25 protein-coding genes are annotated in these 15,593 nt (G+C 25.4%); 11 read left to right on the top strand and 14 right to left on the bottom strand.

The window, feature by feature from the left end; translation table 4 throughout:
* The 14 genes from AAHM82_RS01625 to AAHM82_RS12645 form a co-directional block, all read right to left on the bottom strand.
* Positions 1 to 285, bottom strand: a complete 285-nt coding sequence (locus AAHM82_RS01625) for a hypothetical protein (protein ID WP_342223871.1) — start codon at positions 283 to 285, stop codon at positions 1 to 3.
* 48 nt (positions 286 to 333) lie between these two features.
* Positions 334 to 837, bottom strand: coding sequence for a hypothetical protein (locus AAHM82_RS01620; protein ID WP_342264334.1), 504 nt, complete (start codon positions 835 to 837; stop codon positions 334 to 336).
* On the bottom strand, positions 734 to 1,279 hold the full coding sequence (locus AAHM82_RS01615; RefSeq protein ID WP_342264333.1) for a hypothetical protein: 546 nt from the start codon (positions 1,277 to 1,279) through the stop codon (positions 734 to 736). Before AAHM82_RS01615 ends, AAHM82_RS01620 begins: the two co-directional genes overlap by 104 nt.
* A gap of 24 nt (positions 1,280 to 1,303) precedes the next feature.
* On the bottom strand, positions 1,304 to 1,549 hold the full coding sequence (locus AAHM82_RS01610; protein WP_338967504.1) for a hypothetical protein: 246 nt from the start codon (positions 1,547 to 1,549) through the stop codon (positions 1,304 to 1,306).
* Positions 1,550 to 1,568: 19 nt separating this feature from the next.
* Complete coding sequence (locus tag AAHM82_RS01605) at positions 1,569 to 1,703, bottom strand: hypothetical protein (RefSeq protein WP_342264332.1); 135 nt, start codon at positions 1,701 to 1,703, stop codon at positions 1,569 to 1,571.
* A gap of 11 nt (positions 1,704 to 1,714) precedes the next feature.
* Positions 1,715 to 1,942, bottom strand: coding sequence for a hypothetical protein (locus AAHM82_RS01600; protein ID WP_342264331.1), 228 nt, complete (start codon positions 1,940 to 1,942; stop codon positions 1,715 to 1,717).
* A gap of 124 nt (positions 1,943 to 2,066) precedes the next feature.
* Positions 2,067 to 2,288: a hypothetical protein gene (locus tag AAHM82_RS01595; RefSeq protein ID WP_342264330.1), complete on the bottom strand. Its 222-nt coding sequence runs from the start codon at positions 2,286 to 2,288 to the stop codon at positions 2,067 to 2,069.
* 2 nt (positions 2,289 to 2,290) lie between these two features.
* Entirely contained in the window at positions 2,291 to 2,617 is a 327-nt protein-coding gene (locus AAHM82_RS01590) for a hypothetical protein (RefSeq protein WP_342264329.1), read from the bottom strand.
* Positions 2,618 to 3,461: 844 nt separating this feature from the next.
* A complete protein-coding gene (locus AAHM82_RS01585; RefSeq protein ID WP_342264328.1) occupies positions 3,462 to 3,725 on the bottom strand; it encodes an HPr family phosphocarrier protein in 264 nt (87 codons plus the stop codon).
* A 188-nt stretch (positions 3,726 to 3,913) separates the two neighbouring features.
* Positions 3,914 to 4,060, bottom strand: coding sequence for a hypothetical protein (locus AAHM82_RS01580; protein ID WP_342264327.1), 147 nt, complete (start codon positions 4,058 to 4,060; stop codon positions 3,914 to 3,916).
* 147 nt (positions 4,061 to 4,207) lie between these two features.
* Positions 4,208 to 5,167, bottom strand: a complete 960-nt coding sequence (locus AAHM82_RS01575) for an IS1/IS1595 family N-terminal zinc-binding domain-containing protein (protein WP_342264326.1) — start codon at positions 5,165 to 5,167, stop codon at positions 4,208 to 4,210.
* Positions 5,168 to 5,358: 191 nt separating this feature from the next.
* Positions 5,359 to 6,318 carry an IS1/IS1595 family N-terminal zinc-binding domain-containing protein gene (locus AAHM82_RS01570; protein WP_342264325.1) on the bottom strand — a complete coding sequence of 320 codons (960 nt, stop codon included), beginning with the start codon at positions 6,316 to 6,318 and terminating at the stop codon, positions 5,359 to 5,361.
* A gap of 223 nt (positions 6,319 to 6,541) precedes the next feature.
* Positions 6,542 to 6,934, bottom strand: coding sequence for a transposase family protein (locus AAHM82_RS12650; protein WP_342264845.1), 393 nt, complete (start codon positions 6,932 to 6,934; stop codon positions 6,542 to 6,544).
* On the bottom strand, positions 6,931 to 7,371 hold the full coding sequence (locus AAHM82_RS12645; RefSeq protein WP_342263396.1) for a transposase family protein: 441 nt from the start codon (positions 7,369 to 7,371) through the stop codon (positions 6,931 to 6,933). The genes AAHM82_RS12650 and AAHM82_RS12645 overlap by 4 nt, the downstream gene beginning before the upstream one ends.
* Before the next feature lie 685 nt (positions 7,372 to 8,056).
* On the opposite strand from AAHM82_RS12645, the gene AAHM82_RS01560 reads away from it, so the two are divergent.
* The 11 genes from AAHM82_RS01560 (at position 8,057) to AAHM82_RS01510 (ending at position 15,562) form a co-directional block, all read left to right on the top strand.
* Positions 8,057 to 8,383: a hypothetical protein gene (locus AAHM82_RS01560; protein WP_342263895.1), complete on the top strand. Its 327-nt coding sequence runs from the start codon at positions 8,057 to 8,059 to the stop codon at positions 8,381 to 8,383.
* Between the two features lie 2 nt (positions 8,384 to 8,385).
* Positions 8,386 to 8,607, top strand: a complete 222-nt coding sequence (locus AAHM82_RS01555) for a hypothetical protein (protein ID WP_342263894.1) — start codon at positions 8,386 to 8,388, stop codon at positions 8,605 to 8,607.
* A gap of 164 nt (positions 8,608 to 8,771) precedes the next feature.
* Positions 8,772 to 9,002 (top strand): hypothetical protein, encoded by a 231-nt coding sequence (locus AAHM82_RS01550; protein ID WP_342263893.1) that lies wholly within the window; start codon positions 8,772 to 8,774, stop codon positions 9,000 to 9,002.
* A gap of 78 nt (positions 9,003 to 9,080) precedes the next feature.
* Positions 9,081 to 9,413 (top strand): hypothetical protein, encoded by a 333-nt coding sequence (locus AAHM82_RS01545; RefSeq protein WP_342263892.1) that lies wholly within the window; start codon positions 9,081 to 9,083, stop codon positions 9,411 to 9,413.
* A gap of 24 nt (positions 9,414 to 9,437) precedes the next feature.
* On the top strand, positions 9,438 to 10,424 hold the full coding sequence (locus AAHM82_RS01540; RefSeq protein ID WP_342263891.1) for a hypothetical protein: 987 nt from the start codon (positions 9,438 to 9,440) through the stop codon (positions 10,422 to 10,424).
* A gap of 3 nt (positions 10,425 to 10,427) precedes the next feature.
* Positions 10,428 to 10,703, top strand: a complete 276-nt coding sequence (locus AAHM82_RS01535) for a hypothetical protein (RefSeq protein WP_342263890.1) — start codon at positions 10,428 to 10,430, stop codon at positions 10,701 to 10,703.
* 2 nt (positions 10,704 to 10,705) lie between these two features.
* Positions 10,706 to 10,954, top strand: coding sequence for a hypothetical protein (locus AAHM82_RS01530; RefSeq protein WP_342263889.1), 249 nt, complete (start codon positions 10,706 to 10,708; stop codon positions 10,952 to 10,954).
* 21 nt (positions 10,955 to 10,975) lie between these two features.
* Positions 10,976 to 11,368 (top strand): hypothetical protein, encoded by a 393-nt coding sequence (locus AAHM82_RS01525; protein WP_342263888.1) that lies wholly within the window; start codon positions 10,976 to 10,978, stop codon positions 11,366 to 11,368.
* Positions 11,369 to 11,633: 265 nt separating this feature from the next.
* Positions 11,634 to 13,517 (top strand): hypothetical protein, encoded by a 1,884-nt coding sequence (locus AAHM82_RS01520; protein ID WP_342263887.1) that lies wholly within the window; start codon positions 11,634 to 11,636, stop codon positions 13,515 to 13,517.
* A 36-nt stretch (positions 13,518 to 13,553) separates the two neighbouring features.
* Positions 13,554 to 14,054 (top strand): hypothetical protein, encoded by a 501-nt coding sequence (locus tag AAHM82_RS01515; protein ID WP_342262530.1) that lies wholly within the window; start codon positions 13,554 to 13,556, stop codon positions 14,052 to 14,054.
* Between the two features lie 287 nt (positions 14,055 to 14,341).
* Entirely contained in the window at positions 14,342 to 15,562 is a 1,221-nt protein-coding gene (locus tag AAHM82_RS01510; RefSeq protein ID WP_342263365.1) for an IS256 family transposase, read from the top strand.
* Positions 15,563 to 15,593 lie beyond the last annotated feature (31 nt).

The raw sequence follows: 15,593 nt of genomic DNA, 5'->3' as shown, positions 1-15,593 counted from the left end.
TTAGTTACCTTGTTTTGTTTTTATTGGTTTTATTTGTTTTTTAGTTTTTCCTCACGCACTTAAACGACCTTTATTTTTAACCGCATATTGGCGTTGTTTTTCCAAATTAACTTGTTGACTACCAAATCCAAGAATAATTGCCATAAGAAATTCTACGGCCAGCGTTAAGAATAAAGGAAATATTAGTTGAATATTCGTTCCCGGTACTTCAAGACTTCAAATTAAATCAAAAACTTTATAAAGCATTTGGGCAAGAAAGTCAGCCATTTTTGCGAGATTTTCCATTTTTTATATTATTCCTTTTCTTTCATTTTTCTTAAAAATTTGCTAAATTTATCCATTTTTAAGTATTCTAAATCTTCTAAATCAATTGCCGTATCAGTTATAGTATTTATCTTCATAATCAGGATTTACTTTTGAATTTAAGTAATCTCTTAAAAATGCTAGGTAAAAAGAATTGTAAGTGTTAAGTATTGGTAAAGGAATTTTTAGTTTAAAAAAATAAATATCAAGTTCAGGAATATCACGGTATTTAATGCGACGACCTTTTTTATTATTTTTAGCATCAATTAAGGTGTTTCTTCAGCGTTCATATTCTTCAATGCTCGTAAAGGTACCATAAATGACTTTTAAGTAGGAGCGAAAAATATTAACTGGTTTTTTGCGAATGCCTACAATCACATTATTGGCAATATCACGAACTTTAACTCAAATATGTTTATCTCTTTGACCGCTAGCCAGAATAATATGACCAAAATGGCGTGCCAGAGCAAAATATTCTTGGATACCGGTTTCCTCGTTTTTGGGTATTATTTTTTTCTCAATCAGTACCTTCAAGAAATAAATTGGTTTCATCTCATAAAAGTAAGGTTTTGTCTGGTAATACCGGATAATCAAAATCTAATAATCCCATATGTCCTAAACTTAATTTTTGAGTTTCTAGTAATGGAAATGTTGATGCTATATGATATTTTTTCTTTTTTAGTAATTTTGATGCGTACACTAGAAAAGCAGTTTTTCCAGTTCCTAATGAACCAATCACAATATTTAATGGTGAATTTTTTAAGAAATTAATAACTTTGTTAATTTGTGTTAAATTACCGATTTTAAAAAGAAAAATTAAAATACAACCTGCTAAAAATAAATAGCTTACAATGTTTTTAAAATAACCGTTGTAAATATATCAAATTGATCCCCAATGTCATAAAATTAAAAATGAGGTGCGATTCAATTCAATAAAATGGTTATTTTTTTCTATTATTCATTTGCAAAATTTCATCTTGCACCTCACTTCATTTTTTTGTTAGCGTACCGCTCCAAGTAATTTTTCAAACATTTTAAAGCAAATAAAGAATATTGCCAAAATAAATGGAAAAATGAAGATTCAGTAGTCAGCAAAGAAGTTACCGACTTGTGGCATATTAACAGCAATAATTTCTCACATTTTAGTAAACGCCGTTATAATTGCATTTCATAATTTAGTCATCGCGTCACTAGCTGTTATTTTTTCTACTGTTGCTGGTGCATCGGCCAAGAAAGTTCCAATCATATAATCACCCCCTTTCTTTTTAAAACATTCATCATTTATATTCAAAGTTTTTCTTAAATTTGTTAAAACCACGATTAACCTTAACGCGATTGTATTTTTTCTTAATTAATTTTGAATTTCTTTGGGAATGCATCACAATGTAACTTCTTGACATTAATTTTTTCCCTATCTAAATACTGATATGGTTTTTCAAAGGAGCATTAGAATAAATCACACCATAATTGCTGTTAAGAATCAAAAAGCAATGTTTGCTATTAAAAGTCAAAGTGTTTCTTGAGTTAAATCAATTTCTTTGCCACCACTAATATGAGCCGGAATAGTTGTAATTTGAATAAATAAATCTCAGAAAGTTTGTTTAATTTGTTCTCAATTAAATTCTTTTAAATTTAGCAAATTTTTAAGAAAAATGAAAGAAAAGGAATAATAATAATTAATCCGGCAATAAACGCAACTTGTGCAGGCATTTTTTCTATCGGAATAAACAGTTCTAAGAATTCCATGATAATTTTTCAAAACATTATTTTTTATCCGCGTTATTTTCTTTTGAATTAGGAGCTTTAACTCATTCCTCAAAGCGAGCAATAAATACTTTTTCGTCTTTCGTGAAATTATCAGTATTATTTTTAATGGCATTTTTATATTTAATTCGCATTTTTATTTTGGCATAAATTTTATAAGCAAAATATGCCAATAGCATGATGCTGATAATAATAAATATTAATCCAATCGCAATATTCATCTTTAAACTCCTTTAAAATAGTTATAATTTATATCTTTTTTGTTGTTTTCTTTTTCAGCAATGAAGAAGCTTAATAATTCTTGTCCCTTAATTAATTTGGTTTCATTTTCTTTTTGATTAATTGAAATTATTTGATATTTACTATCTTTTATTATTCCGATGCAAATAGAATTTTCATATTTTCCTTTATAAACAAATCGTTTTGGAAACCAAATACCGATTTGTTCATTAAATCATGGAATTCTTGGTGCTTTAATAAACATTGCGTTTTGCGTTTCTTTTAAAAGATATTTCTTAGTATTTAAGAAAATGTTTTCAATGTTTTTCATAATAAATTACCTTTCTTATTTGTTATAAACTAAGTTATATTAACTAAGTTAGTTAACTTAGTTTTTTAAACACTTATATATCGCAGATTTAAGTGTTTAACAAGCTTTGTTAGTAAATTTTGTTTTTTTATTATTATTAGATAAAGATTTTAATAATTTTAAACTTAGAATACCCCTATATAGAAATTTCTACACTTTAACATCCGCATCCTACCCTTGGAACTAATTTAATAGCGTGTATATTTTTAGGAAATCCACCCATTCATTTTTTTATTGCAAAACGAAACAAATTGCTATAGCTAATAGGGTGTTATCTATTAACTGGTAAACTTCTTTCGGTTATGGCGACCACCCACAATTTATCGTGCTTTAATACATACCAACATTATTAACTCACTTGTATTTAATTTTCAAAGAACAAACTTTTAACACCTTATAAAATAAAAAGACAATCATTGCTGACTGTCTTAATACTTATTCAAATATTTACCTACCTAACAAAACTTTACGCGACCATTTTACATAAAAGCCTTTTAAAATTATCAAGTTGATGATTTTTTTATTTTATCAAGAGTTTTCGACAAAATTAAAATAAAAAATTATTTTAATTTTGTTTTTATAAGCATTTTACTTAGTTTTTATAACCTTTTATTAAGATTATGTTTGTTAATATTAAATATTTTGTTTTATTACTTATTTTTCAAATAAAACGATAATTAAATTGTAGTTACTTTTCTTTCAAAATTAATCAAATATTTTTCCACCTAACAAAACTTTACGCGTCCTTGCACTTAAAAAAAAACAAAATAAAAATATGACTAATTTGGTATTTTTAAATTTTATATTAAATCAATTTATTATCTTTCATGGCTTTTTCAATGCCAGCAATTGCAATATCAGCATCTGTACCAATTGCTTCAATTTCTACTTCTGTTCCGGTTTTAACTCCTAAAGCCATAATATTCATAATTGACTTTAAATTTCCTTCACGATCATTAACTTTAATTTTAATAGTAGACTGATATTTTGAAGCTTCTTTAACAACAATCGCAGCAGGACGCGCATGCATCCCTATTGGATCAGTAATTTTAGCTTTAAATGATGACATTTTTATTTCTCCTTTAATTTTTTACATCAATAAATAATAATTAATAAATGTAAGTTAATGCTAACATAAACAGCAATTAAAAACTAGATATTGGTCGCGTTTAGTTTTCTTAGGTATTGCTTTGAAGAAGTAAAACAATCAGCTAATTATTTATATGGGACTGTACAATTAACTGTGTCTCTAAGTAATTAACTTAAATTCACTCTGGCTTCAAATTTTATCATTAAATGTGAAATTGCACTACCCCAATTTTGAATTGGGTCGCGTTTAGTTTTCTTAGGTATTTTTGAAAAAAGAAAAAATAATCATTTACTATAAATTATTTCAATATGCAAATTAAGTATATATTTCTTATGTATGATTTTTGTTGTAAAAAATTTTTTTTAATTTTGTCGAAAACTCTTGATAAAATAAAAAAAATCATCAACTTGATAATTTTAAAAGGCTTTTATGTAAAATTACTATTTTTACTTTAACTTTTTTTATACATTAAAATATAATACCGCTGTTTGTTGGTTTGGAGTTAAACCCTTATGTTGGTATTTTCATTTTCAGAAATTTAAATAATTTTGAATATTAGTAAAACCTAAACCATGATAATGAATTAAGGCTTCTTTAAGACTAGATTGTAATTTACTGATTTTATTTAAGTTACGATAACTAGCTTCAGGATTAATTGTTGTTTTAGTTACACATAAAGTAGAATTTGTTTGTTTTGCTACTAAAAAATATAATTTTTGCATATCAGAAGTAATAATTGAATTTTCGTTAATTAATTCTTTGTTCATATTTTCAATAACTCATTGTTTTTGTAAACGTTTGGTGTTTGTGGATTTAACATAAATATTGTTATTATTATCAATTGCCATTTGAATACAGCATTTAGTATTAGTTGCGAATGGGTCAAGGTGAATTCTTCGTGGATCAGTTTTATATTTGAAATTTCCTTTATGGATTTCTTTAATAAATGTTTCATCGATTTGGATTTTACCAGATAATTTTTTAAATTTTAATTGGGTATTTTCTAATTGTTTTGATTTCATTAATTTTTGACGATTATATCAAGCAGTTTTTAATGTAGTTTTAATAAAACGAGAAATTGTTTTACTAGATTGCCCCAGCAATGAAATTTGAATCAATAAATTTCATTGTTCATAATTTAAATGACTTCAATAAATAAAATGATTACGAAAAGCGTCAAAACTTGCACGGCAATTTTTACATAAATATTTTTGTTTTCCTTCTGAATTATGTCCATTTTTAACGCAATGGTAAGATTCACATTTAGGGCATTTAATACCTTGCGCTCTAAATTTTTGATTAATTTCATTTAACCGTTTTTGTTTTTTTATTAATTCTGCTTGTTGTTTGACTTTTTCATAAAATTCTAAAAATTGATCATCTGTTAAAGTATTTACTAGTTCTTGAATTATTTTTTCCATAATTATTATCCACCTCTATCATATTAAAAATATACCTAAAATTAAGTATATTCAATAAATATCAAGAGTTTTCGACAAAATTAAAAAAAATTTTTAATTTTGTCGAAAACTCTTGATAAAATAAAAAAAATCATCAACTTGATAATTTTAAAAGGCTTTTATGTAAAATTACTATTTTTACTTTAACTTTTTTATACATTAAAATATAATACCGTTGTTTGTTGGTTTGGAGTTAAACCCTTATGTTGATATTTTCATTTTCAGAGATTTAAATAATTTTGAATATTAGTAAAACCTAAACCATGATAATGAATTAAGGCTTCTTTAAGACTAGATTGTAATTTACTGATTTTATTTAAGTTACGATAACTAGCTTCAGGATTAATTGTTGTTTTAGTTACACATAAAGTAGAATTTGTTTGTTTTGCTACTAAAAAATATAATTTTTGCATATCAGAAGTAATAATTGAATTTTCGTTAATTAATTCTTTGTTCATATTTTCAATAATTCATTGTTTTTGTAAACGTTTGGTGTTTGTGGAGTTAACATAAATATTGTTATTATTATCAATTGCCATTTGAATACAGCATTTAGTATTAGTTGCGAATGGGTCAAGGTGAATTCTTCGTGGATCAGTTTTATATTTGAAATTTCCTTTATGGATTTCTTTAATAAATGTTTCATCGATTTGGATTTTACCAGATAATTTTTTAAATTTTAATTGGGTATTTTCTAATTGTTTTGATTTCATTAATTTTTGACGATTATATCAAGCAGTTTTTAATGTAGTTTTAATAAAACGAGAAATTGTTTTACTAGATTGCCCCAGCAATGAAATTTGAATCAATAAATTTCATTGTTCATAATTTAAATGACTTCAATAAATAAAATGATTACGAAAAGCGTCAAAACTTGCACGGCAATTTTTACATAAATATTTTTGTTTTCCTTCTGAATTATGTCCATTTTTAACGCAATGGTAAGATTCACATTTAGGGCATTTAATACCTTGCGCTCTAAATTTTTGATCAATTTCATTTAAACGTTTTTGTTTTTTTATTAATTCTGCTTGTTGTTTGACTTTTTCATAAAATTCTAAAAATTGATCATCTGTTAAAGTATTTACTAGTTCTTGAATTATTTTTTCCATAATTATTATCCACCTCTATCATATTAAAAATATACCTAAAATTAAGTATATTAGACTTCTTGCAAAATTAATATGATAATTATAATTTTTAAATTTAAAATAAATATAAAAGTGTTATTAAAATAATTTTTAGATTATTTTTACAAATATTTTGTCATTAAAACATAATAAAAATTATTATTTACAATAAAAAAAGACTGAAATTTTAAATTATCAAATATATTTAAACTAATAGTTGTAAATTATAAATTGAAGCTATTAAATTAAATCTTAAAGCAAATCTTTTTCTACGATTTCGATATTTTTCACTAATAATTTTAAATTTTTTAAGTATAGCAAAAACATTTTCAATAACAATTCTCATTTTTGAAATTCGCTCATTATTTTGCTTTTCTTCTTTATTTAAAGGGTTTTTCTTTGATTTTCTTTTAGGAATTAAAACATTATGATTAATTTTTTGTATGCCTTGATAACCTAAATCCACTAAAACAGTTGTTTCTGGTAAAAATTTAATTTTTGAATCTTTTAAAATTTTAAAGTCATGGTTTTTACCATAAGAAAAATCAGAACTAATAATTTTTTTACTATCTTTTTCAATTATAACTTGTGTTTTTATTGTGTGTTTTTTCTTTTTTCCTGAGTAGTGCTGTTTTTGTCTTTTTTTGGGCGTTGGATTTGGCTTTCAGTTACATCAATTATAACAGTCTTATCTTTGAAATAATCTTTTAATAGTGATTTTTGACCAGTAAGTTGTTGAAAATTAGGGTGTTTTATTAAAGTGTCTTCAATTCATTTGATATTTCTATAACAACTACTTTCACTAATATCATAACTTTTTGCAATATGAAAATAAGTTCTATATTCTCTTCAATATTCTAAAGTCATTAAAATACGATTTTCTAATGATAATTTATTGGTTCTTCCGCGACGAAATCTCTTTTTTAATTCTTCTATTTTTAAAATTTCTAGCATTTTATTAAAAGTAGTATGTTTAATACCAGTTAATCTTAAAAAATTTTTATCACTTATTTGATTATTTTTTTTAAATTTCATTTAAATTCCACCTTTTTATTAAAAACAACAATTCAATTATATTTTAAATTAATTTTGCAAGAAGTCTATTCAATAAATATCAAGAGTTTTCGACAAAATTAAAAAAAAAATTCTATTAGAATTTTAATTATTTATAAAAATTTTAAATAAAAAAATAAATTCGACCCCTTTTAAAAGGACGCATAAAGTTTTGTTAGGTGGGAAAAGATTTGAATAAGTATTAAGACAGTCAGCAATGATTGTCTTTTTATTTTATAAGGTGTTAAAAATTTGTTCTTTGAAAATTAAATACAAGTGAATTAATAATGTTGGTATGTATTAAAGCACGATAAATTGTGGGTGGTCGCCATAACCAAAAGAAGTTTACCAGTTAATAGATAACATCCTATTAGCTATAGCAATTTGTTTCGTTTTGCAATAAAAAAATGAATGGGTGGATTTCCTAAAAATATACACGCTATTAAATTAGTTCCAAGGGTAGGATGCGGATGTTAAAGTGTAAAAATTTCTATATAGGGGTATGCTAAGTTTAAAATTATTAAAATCTTTATCTAATTAAAAAACAAAATTTACTAACAAAGCTTGTTAAACACTTAAATCTGCGATATATAAGTGTTTAAAAAACTAAGTTAACTAACTTAGTTAATATAACTTAGTTTATAACAAATAAGAAAGGTAATTTACTATGAAAAACATTGAAAACATTTTCTTAAATACTAAAAAATATCTCTTAAAAGAAACACAAAACGCAATGCTTATTAAAGCGCCAAAAATTCCGTGATTTAATGAACAAATCGGTATTTGGTTTCCAAAGCGATTTGTTTATAAAGGAAAATACGAAAATTCAATTTGCATTGGAATAATAAAAGATAGTAAATATCAAGTAATTTCAATTAATCAACAAGAGCAAGAAACCAAATTAATTAAAGGCCAAGAATTATTAGGCTTCTTCATTGCCGAAAAAGAACATGATAAAAAGGTTGTAAGTTTTGATTATTTTAAAGGAGTTTAAAAATGAATATTGCGATTGGATTAATATTTATTATCACTTGCATAATGCTATTGGCGTATTTTGCTTATAAAATTTATGCCAAAATAAAAATGCGAATTAAATTTAAAAATGCCATTAAAAATAATACTGGTAATTTCACAAAAGACGAAAAAGTATTTATTGCCCGCTTTGAAGAATGAGTTAAAGCCCCTAATTCAAAAGAAAATAACAAGGATAAAAAATAATGTTTTGAGAAATTATTATGGAATTCTTAAAACTGTTTGTTCCGATAGAAAAAATGCCCGCACAAGTTGCATTTATTGCCGGATTAATTATTATCATTACTTTTCTTTTCGCATTAATTTCAATTATGTATTTACCAATAAAAATGATTTTTGGTAGATAAAAAATGACAGTAAATTTAAAAGAATTTAATTGAGAACAAATTAAACAAACTTTCTGAGATTTATTTATTCAAATTACAACTATTCCGGCCCACATTACTGGTGGTAAAGAAATTAAATTAACCGAAGCACCACTTTGACTTTTAATAGCAAACATTGCTTTTTGACTCCTAACAGCGATTATGGTGTGATTTATTCTAATGCTACTTTGAAAAACCATATCAGTATTTAGATAGAGGCAAAAGTAATGTCGAGAAGTTACATTGTGATGCATTCCCAAAGAAATTCAAAATTAATTAGGAAAAAATACAATCGTGTTAAGGTTAATCGTGGTTTTAACAAATTTAAGAAAAACTTTGAATATAAATGATGAATGTTTTAAAGAGAAAGGAGGTGATTATATGATTGGAACTTTCTTGGCCAATGCACCAGCAACAGCAGAAAAAATAACAGCTAGTGATGCGATGACTAAATTATGAAATGCGATTATAACAGCGTTTACTAAAATGTGAGAAATTATTGCGGTTAATATGCCACAAGTCGGTAACTTCTTTGCTGACTACTGAATCTTCATTTTTCCATTTATTTTGGCAATATTCTTTATTTGCTTTAAAATGTTTGAAAAATTACTTGGAGCGGTACGCTAACAAAAAAATAAAGTGAGGTGCAAGATGAAATTTTGCAAATGAATAATAGAAAAAAATAACCATTTTATTGAATTGAATCGCACCTCATTTTTAATTTTATGACATTGAGGAGCAATTTGATATATTTACAACGGTTATTTTAAAAACATTGTGAGCTATTTATTTTTAGCAGGTTGCATTTTAATTTTCGTTTTTAAAATCGGTAATTTAACACAAATTAACAAAGTGATTAACTTCTTAAAAAACTCACCATTAAATATTGTGATTGGTTCATTAGGAACTGGAAAAACCGCCTTTCTAGTATACGCAGCAAAATTACTAAAAAAGAAGAAATATCACATCGCATCAACCTTTCCATTACTAGAAACCCAAAAATTAAGTTTAGGGCATATGGGTTTGTTAGACTTTGATTATCCAGTATTGCCAGACAAAACCTTACTGTTATGAGACGAAACCAACTTATTTTTAGAAGGAACTGATTGAGAAAAAAATAATACCAAAAACGAAGAAACCGGTATTCAAGAATATTTCGCTCTGGCACGCCATTTTGGTCATATTGTGCTGGCTAGCGGTCAAAGAGATAAACATATTTGAGTTAAAGTTCGTGATATTGCTAATAATGTGATTGTGGGAATTCGTAAAAAACCTGTTAATATTTTTCGTCCCTACTTAAAAGTCATCTATGGTACCTTTACGAGCATTGAAGAATATGAACGCTGACGAAACACCTTAATTGATGCTAAAAATAGTAAGAAAGGGCGTCGCATTAAATATCGTGATATTCCTGAACTTGATATTTATTTTTTTAAACTAAAAATCCCCCTACCAATACTTAACACTTACAATTCTTTTTACCTAGCGTTTTTAAGAGATTATTTAAATTCAAAAGTAAATCCTGACTATGAAGATAAATACTATACTGATACGGCAATTGATTTAGAAGACTTAGAATACTTAAAAATGGATAAATTTAGCAAATTTTTAAGAAAAATGAAAGAAAAGGAACAATAAAAAATGGAAAATCTCGCAAAAATGGCCGACTTTCTTGCCCAAATGCTTTATAAAGTTTTTGATTTAATTTGAAGTCTTGAAGTACCAGGAACAAAAATTCAACTAATATTTCCTTTGTTCTTAACGCTGGCTGTAGAATTTCTTATGGCAATTATTCTTGGTTTTGGTAGTCAACAAGTTAATTTAGAAAAACAACGCCAATATGCTGTTAAAAATAAGGGGCGTTTAAGTGCGTGAGGAAAAGCTAAAAAACAAATAAAAACAAAACAAGGTAACTAACGATGTTTAAACTAATTATTATTTTTATCTTAATAACTGTTCTTGGACTTTTAGCTGGTAGTCATTTTGAAACTTTAACGAACTACATTAGCGAAGGTCTTACCAATTTCCAAAAATTTATTACTAGCAATTTAACAATTTTAGAACTATTTAAACCAATGGCACGAACATTTTCGCAACATCCAATCTTTACCATTCTTGGTGTAACTTGTGTACTTATTGCTTTATTTATTGTGATTAAAGTACGATAAAAATATGAAAGGAAAATTAAAATGAAAAAACTTTTAGGAAAATTATTTAAAAAATATAATTCAAAAGAAAAAATATCATTAAAATTAAGAATTAAAAATTCTTTTAAAAATCAGTGGTTAAAAATATTATTAAGTATCATTTTCATTTTTATAAGCTTATTACTTTGTGCATTAACAGCAATTGATACTAAATGAATAACTGGAACAAGTAACGAATTTAATGAGTTTATGAATAAAGAGATGGTTGATTTCTTTGGCAAGTTCAATAGTGGTATTATGCTAGCAGGAATATTTGTTTTTTGATGAGGCGGAGCAATATATTTTGCAATTAAATTTGAAAAATTCATCCGCTTTACTATTCAAAAAATTAAAGCAAAAAGAACCTTAAAAAATGAAATCAAACAAACTAATTAATTCTTTAAAAAAATATTGATGGAGAATTTTACCTTACATTTTTATGATTATTATATTTTTTATTCCATTTTTAAAATTGGAAACTAATGATTTGAAATTATTATATGAAAAATTTGAAGTATTAATTTCACTTATGATACTAGGATATTTAGATATATGCATTACAATAGCAGTAGTTATAAACTGTAGCATTGAGTGACTTATTAAAAAAATCAAAACCAAAAGAACAATGAAAAATAAAATATTTTAAAAAGGAGTGATAAAAATGTTTATGAAAATATTTACCGTGTTAATTATTAGTTTCAATAACATTTTTACCATTCCCCAAAATATTAATAATGACGAAATAACAACACAATCACTAATTAGAAACAAAAGACAAAATAACCAAATTTACGAAAAAGAAGTTAAACTTGAAAATTTAAAAGAAGTTGAAATTGAGAATATTCAACAGCATCATGATGAATTAAAAATAATAATAAAAGTTCCTATAAATATAAATAAAAAAAATCTTGAAGAAGTACTTAAAGAAAGACCAAAACCAACAAATGATAAACTTGAATTTATAACTCCTGCTTTTTCAAAAAACAATGAAATAAGAAAAAATATTGAAGATTTAACAGGAAAATATGGCAAAATAATTAACCAAAATAACAATAGAAAAACATACAAAATCCAAAAGTTTATCCAATTAGAAATGACAATAAATTATTATGATCACTCAAGCGGATATAGAATAGAAATAAGTCCTAGAAAAACATTTATCATTAAAACAGAAAAAGATACAACCGACATTGATTTGCCAGAAATAACCAAAAAATTTGATGGAAACCATAACTATAACGATGTTGTTGATAATCTTGATTATTTAATGATTCATCGCGGTGATTTTGACAAATTCAATTATTCTTATCTTTATTGAACACCAGTATTTAATTTCATTGACACCTTAGAAAAAGGTTATTACAAAGAATTTACGATTAAAAATCACGGCTTTAAAGACGAGAGCTATTTTTATCACAAAAGTTCTAGTAGTACAGGCGAAATTAATAATAATGTTTTAAAAATTAAAGCTTTTAATAAAACATTAGTTGCGAGTAATAACTATTTACAATTATTACGCGGTGAAAGTGAAATCTGAAAATATGATACCAAAAGTACTAACGATTATTACCTAATTAAGTATCTTTTTGGTACCTTAAATTACCTCAATGTTAGATTTAGTTTTCTACGCTATGACCCCGATTTAAAAAATGATATTTACCTATATTTTAAAAATAACATTCCTAGTATTAACAACAGCGATTACAAAAATGTTTTTGATGAAATCTATGAAATTCTTGGCAATTTCTTTGCTAGTTTATTTTATGCGACTTTTGATATGGACGAAAAAACTCATACCGAAATTGATTTTAAGGGTATAGAAAACTATAAGAAGGATTACTTTATTCAAATAGGTTTCTTTTATCGTTCATTAATTACCTTTTATCCCAAAAAATACTTAGTAAATATTATAGGAAACTCAGAATTATTACTAAGAAGTTATTTCTTTACTTTTGACAAAAAAATGCACCAAGATAATTACAATGCTATTAACAACACCAATAGTATTTATCAAATTGATTTTAATGTCCTTAAATCTTACGACAATAAACTAATTACCTTGCCAACCAGCAAGACTGCTAACAGTATTAATTATCTCAATACCGATATTGATATTCGTTATGGTATTAATATTTTTACCTTAACTTTTCCACTTTATCACAAAGGTAATATTTCTAACTACAATTTTAAAATTTATGACTTTAATGTATTAAATTCAACAGCCTTTATCCCTGATGGTTCAAATAATAGTGAATGAGACGATTTAATTCCACCAGCAAATTGCAAATATTCGGGACGATGAATACCAACATTTAATGATATTGGTTGTGCCATTCAAAATGCTGGTATCAAAATGATAAACTGAATACTCACCGCTTCACAAATCATCACGATTTTACGACCATTAGCAATTATTGCAAAAGCAACAGTTAATTTTTCAACCGATATTTTTCCAGTTTTTAAAACAGTACCAGCTTTTTACTATACCTTCCAATTTTTAATCGGTTTTGCCATTTTTCTAATGATTTTAAGGATTTTCGTGTAATATATATATATAGAAAAAAATAAAGAAGTTAAAATTATGAAATTTTTAAATATACTAACTCTCTTGGAATTAGCAACATTATTCATAACTGGTTGTAATAATAAAACAAATAAATCAATAACACCACCAATGATTAAAAATCAAATTTATGAAAAAGAAGTTAAACTTGAAAATTTAAAAGAAGTTGAAATTGAGAATATTCAACAACATCATGATGAATTAAAAATAATAATAAAAGTTCCTATAAGTATAAATAAAAAAAATCTTGAAAAAGTACTTAAAGAAAGACCAAAACCAACAAATGATAAACTTGAATTTATAACTCCTGCTTTTTTAAAAAACAATGAAATAAGAAAAAATATTGAAGATTTAACAGGAAAATATGGCAAAATAATTAACCAAAATAACAATAGAAAAACATACAAAATCCAAAAGTTTATCCAATTAGAAATGACAATAAATTACTATGATCACTCAAGCGGATATAGAATAGAAATAAATCCTAGAAAAACATTTATCATTAAAACAGAAAAATAAGTTAACTAAATTTAAAAACTGTTAAAATTACTACCCTAAAAGGTGGTTGTCTATGATGACAATACTCTTAAACAACTAAGCAACTTTTCATTTTTTATATTTTAATAAAATAAGAAACCAGTAATTAATTAAAATTACTGGTTTGAATATTTTTCTTATTTTTCACAAGAAATTAAACATGGTGTACTTGCTCCAATTAAAGTTATTGTTCTAAATAGCGAGCCTGTCCAAAATTCTGTGTCTCGATAATTCATTCTGAATTATACTTAAAAGAAGGAGAACAGAAAATGACAAAAAAAATAAAAAAAGAACCTGACGCAATTGATAAAGTTGTTGATTATTTTTTAGAAAATATTGATAATCCACAAGATTTATTTAAAGGCAATACTATTTTTCAGGAATTTACCAAAAAATTAACTGAACGAATGTTAAATACGGAAATTAAAGATTATCTTGAAACTGATGAGAATCATAATAAAAGAAATGGCAACACACAAAAAACCATTATTACTAAAAATGGTTCAATCGCAATTGATGTACCAAGAGATCGAAATAGTACTTTTGAACCAGTAATTATTCCGAAAAGACAAAGAAGATTTGATAACTTTGATCAAAAAGTAATTTCTTTATATGCAAGAGGAATGACAATTTCTGATATCAAAGCACAATTGCAAGAATTCTATCACGGAGCAGAAATTTCAGAAAGTTTAATTAGTCAAATAACTGATGATGTTATTGAAGAAGTTAAAATGTGACAAACTAAACCTTTAGAGAAGATTTATCCGATTGTTTATTTTGATTGTATTGTTGTTAAAGTAAAGCAAGATAAACGAATAATAAATAAAGCAGTTTATCTTGCCTTAGGAATTAATTTAGATGGTTTAAAAGATATTTTAGGAATGTGAATTAGTGAGAATGAGGGAGCCAAATTTTGACTTAATAATCTTACGGAAATGAAAAATCGTGGGTTACAAGATATTCTTGTTGCTTGTAGTGATAATTTAACTGGGATGTCTGATGCAATAGAAGCTGTTTTCCCAAAAACACAGCATCAATTATGCATTGTTCATCAAATTCGCAATAGTTTAAAATTTGTTCCTTACAAAGATCGCAAACTTGTAGCTAATGATTTAAAATCAATTTATACAGCAATTAATGAAGAAATAGCGTTAATTGCTTTAGATCATTTTTCTGAAAAATGAAATAAAAAGTATCCACAAATTACTAAATCATGAAAAAATAACTGAAATAATTTAATAATTTTTCTTGAATATCCTCAGGAATTTAGAAGAATTATTTACACAACTAATGCGATTGAATCTGTTAATAGTCAATTAAGAAAAGTCATTAAGAATAAAAAGATTTTTCCTAATGACGCATCAGTTTTTAAAATATTTTATTTAGCATTTCAAAATATGGTTAAGAAATGAACGATGCCAATTCAAAATTGGGGTAGTGCAATTTCACATTTAATGATAAAATTTGAGGACAGAGTGAATTTAAGTTAATTACTTAGAGACACAGTTAATTGTACAGTCC

This window comes from Spiroplasma endosymbiont of Clivina fossor (genome assembly GCF_964031115.1).
In the GTDB taxonomy this organism is placed as follows: Bacteria; Bacillota_I; Bacilli_A; order Mycoplasmatales; family Nriv7; genus Nriv7.
Note: the sequence above shows the minus strand (reverse complement) of the source record. Positions and strands in the feature narration are given on the sequence as shown.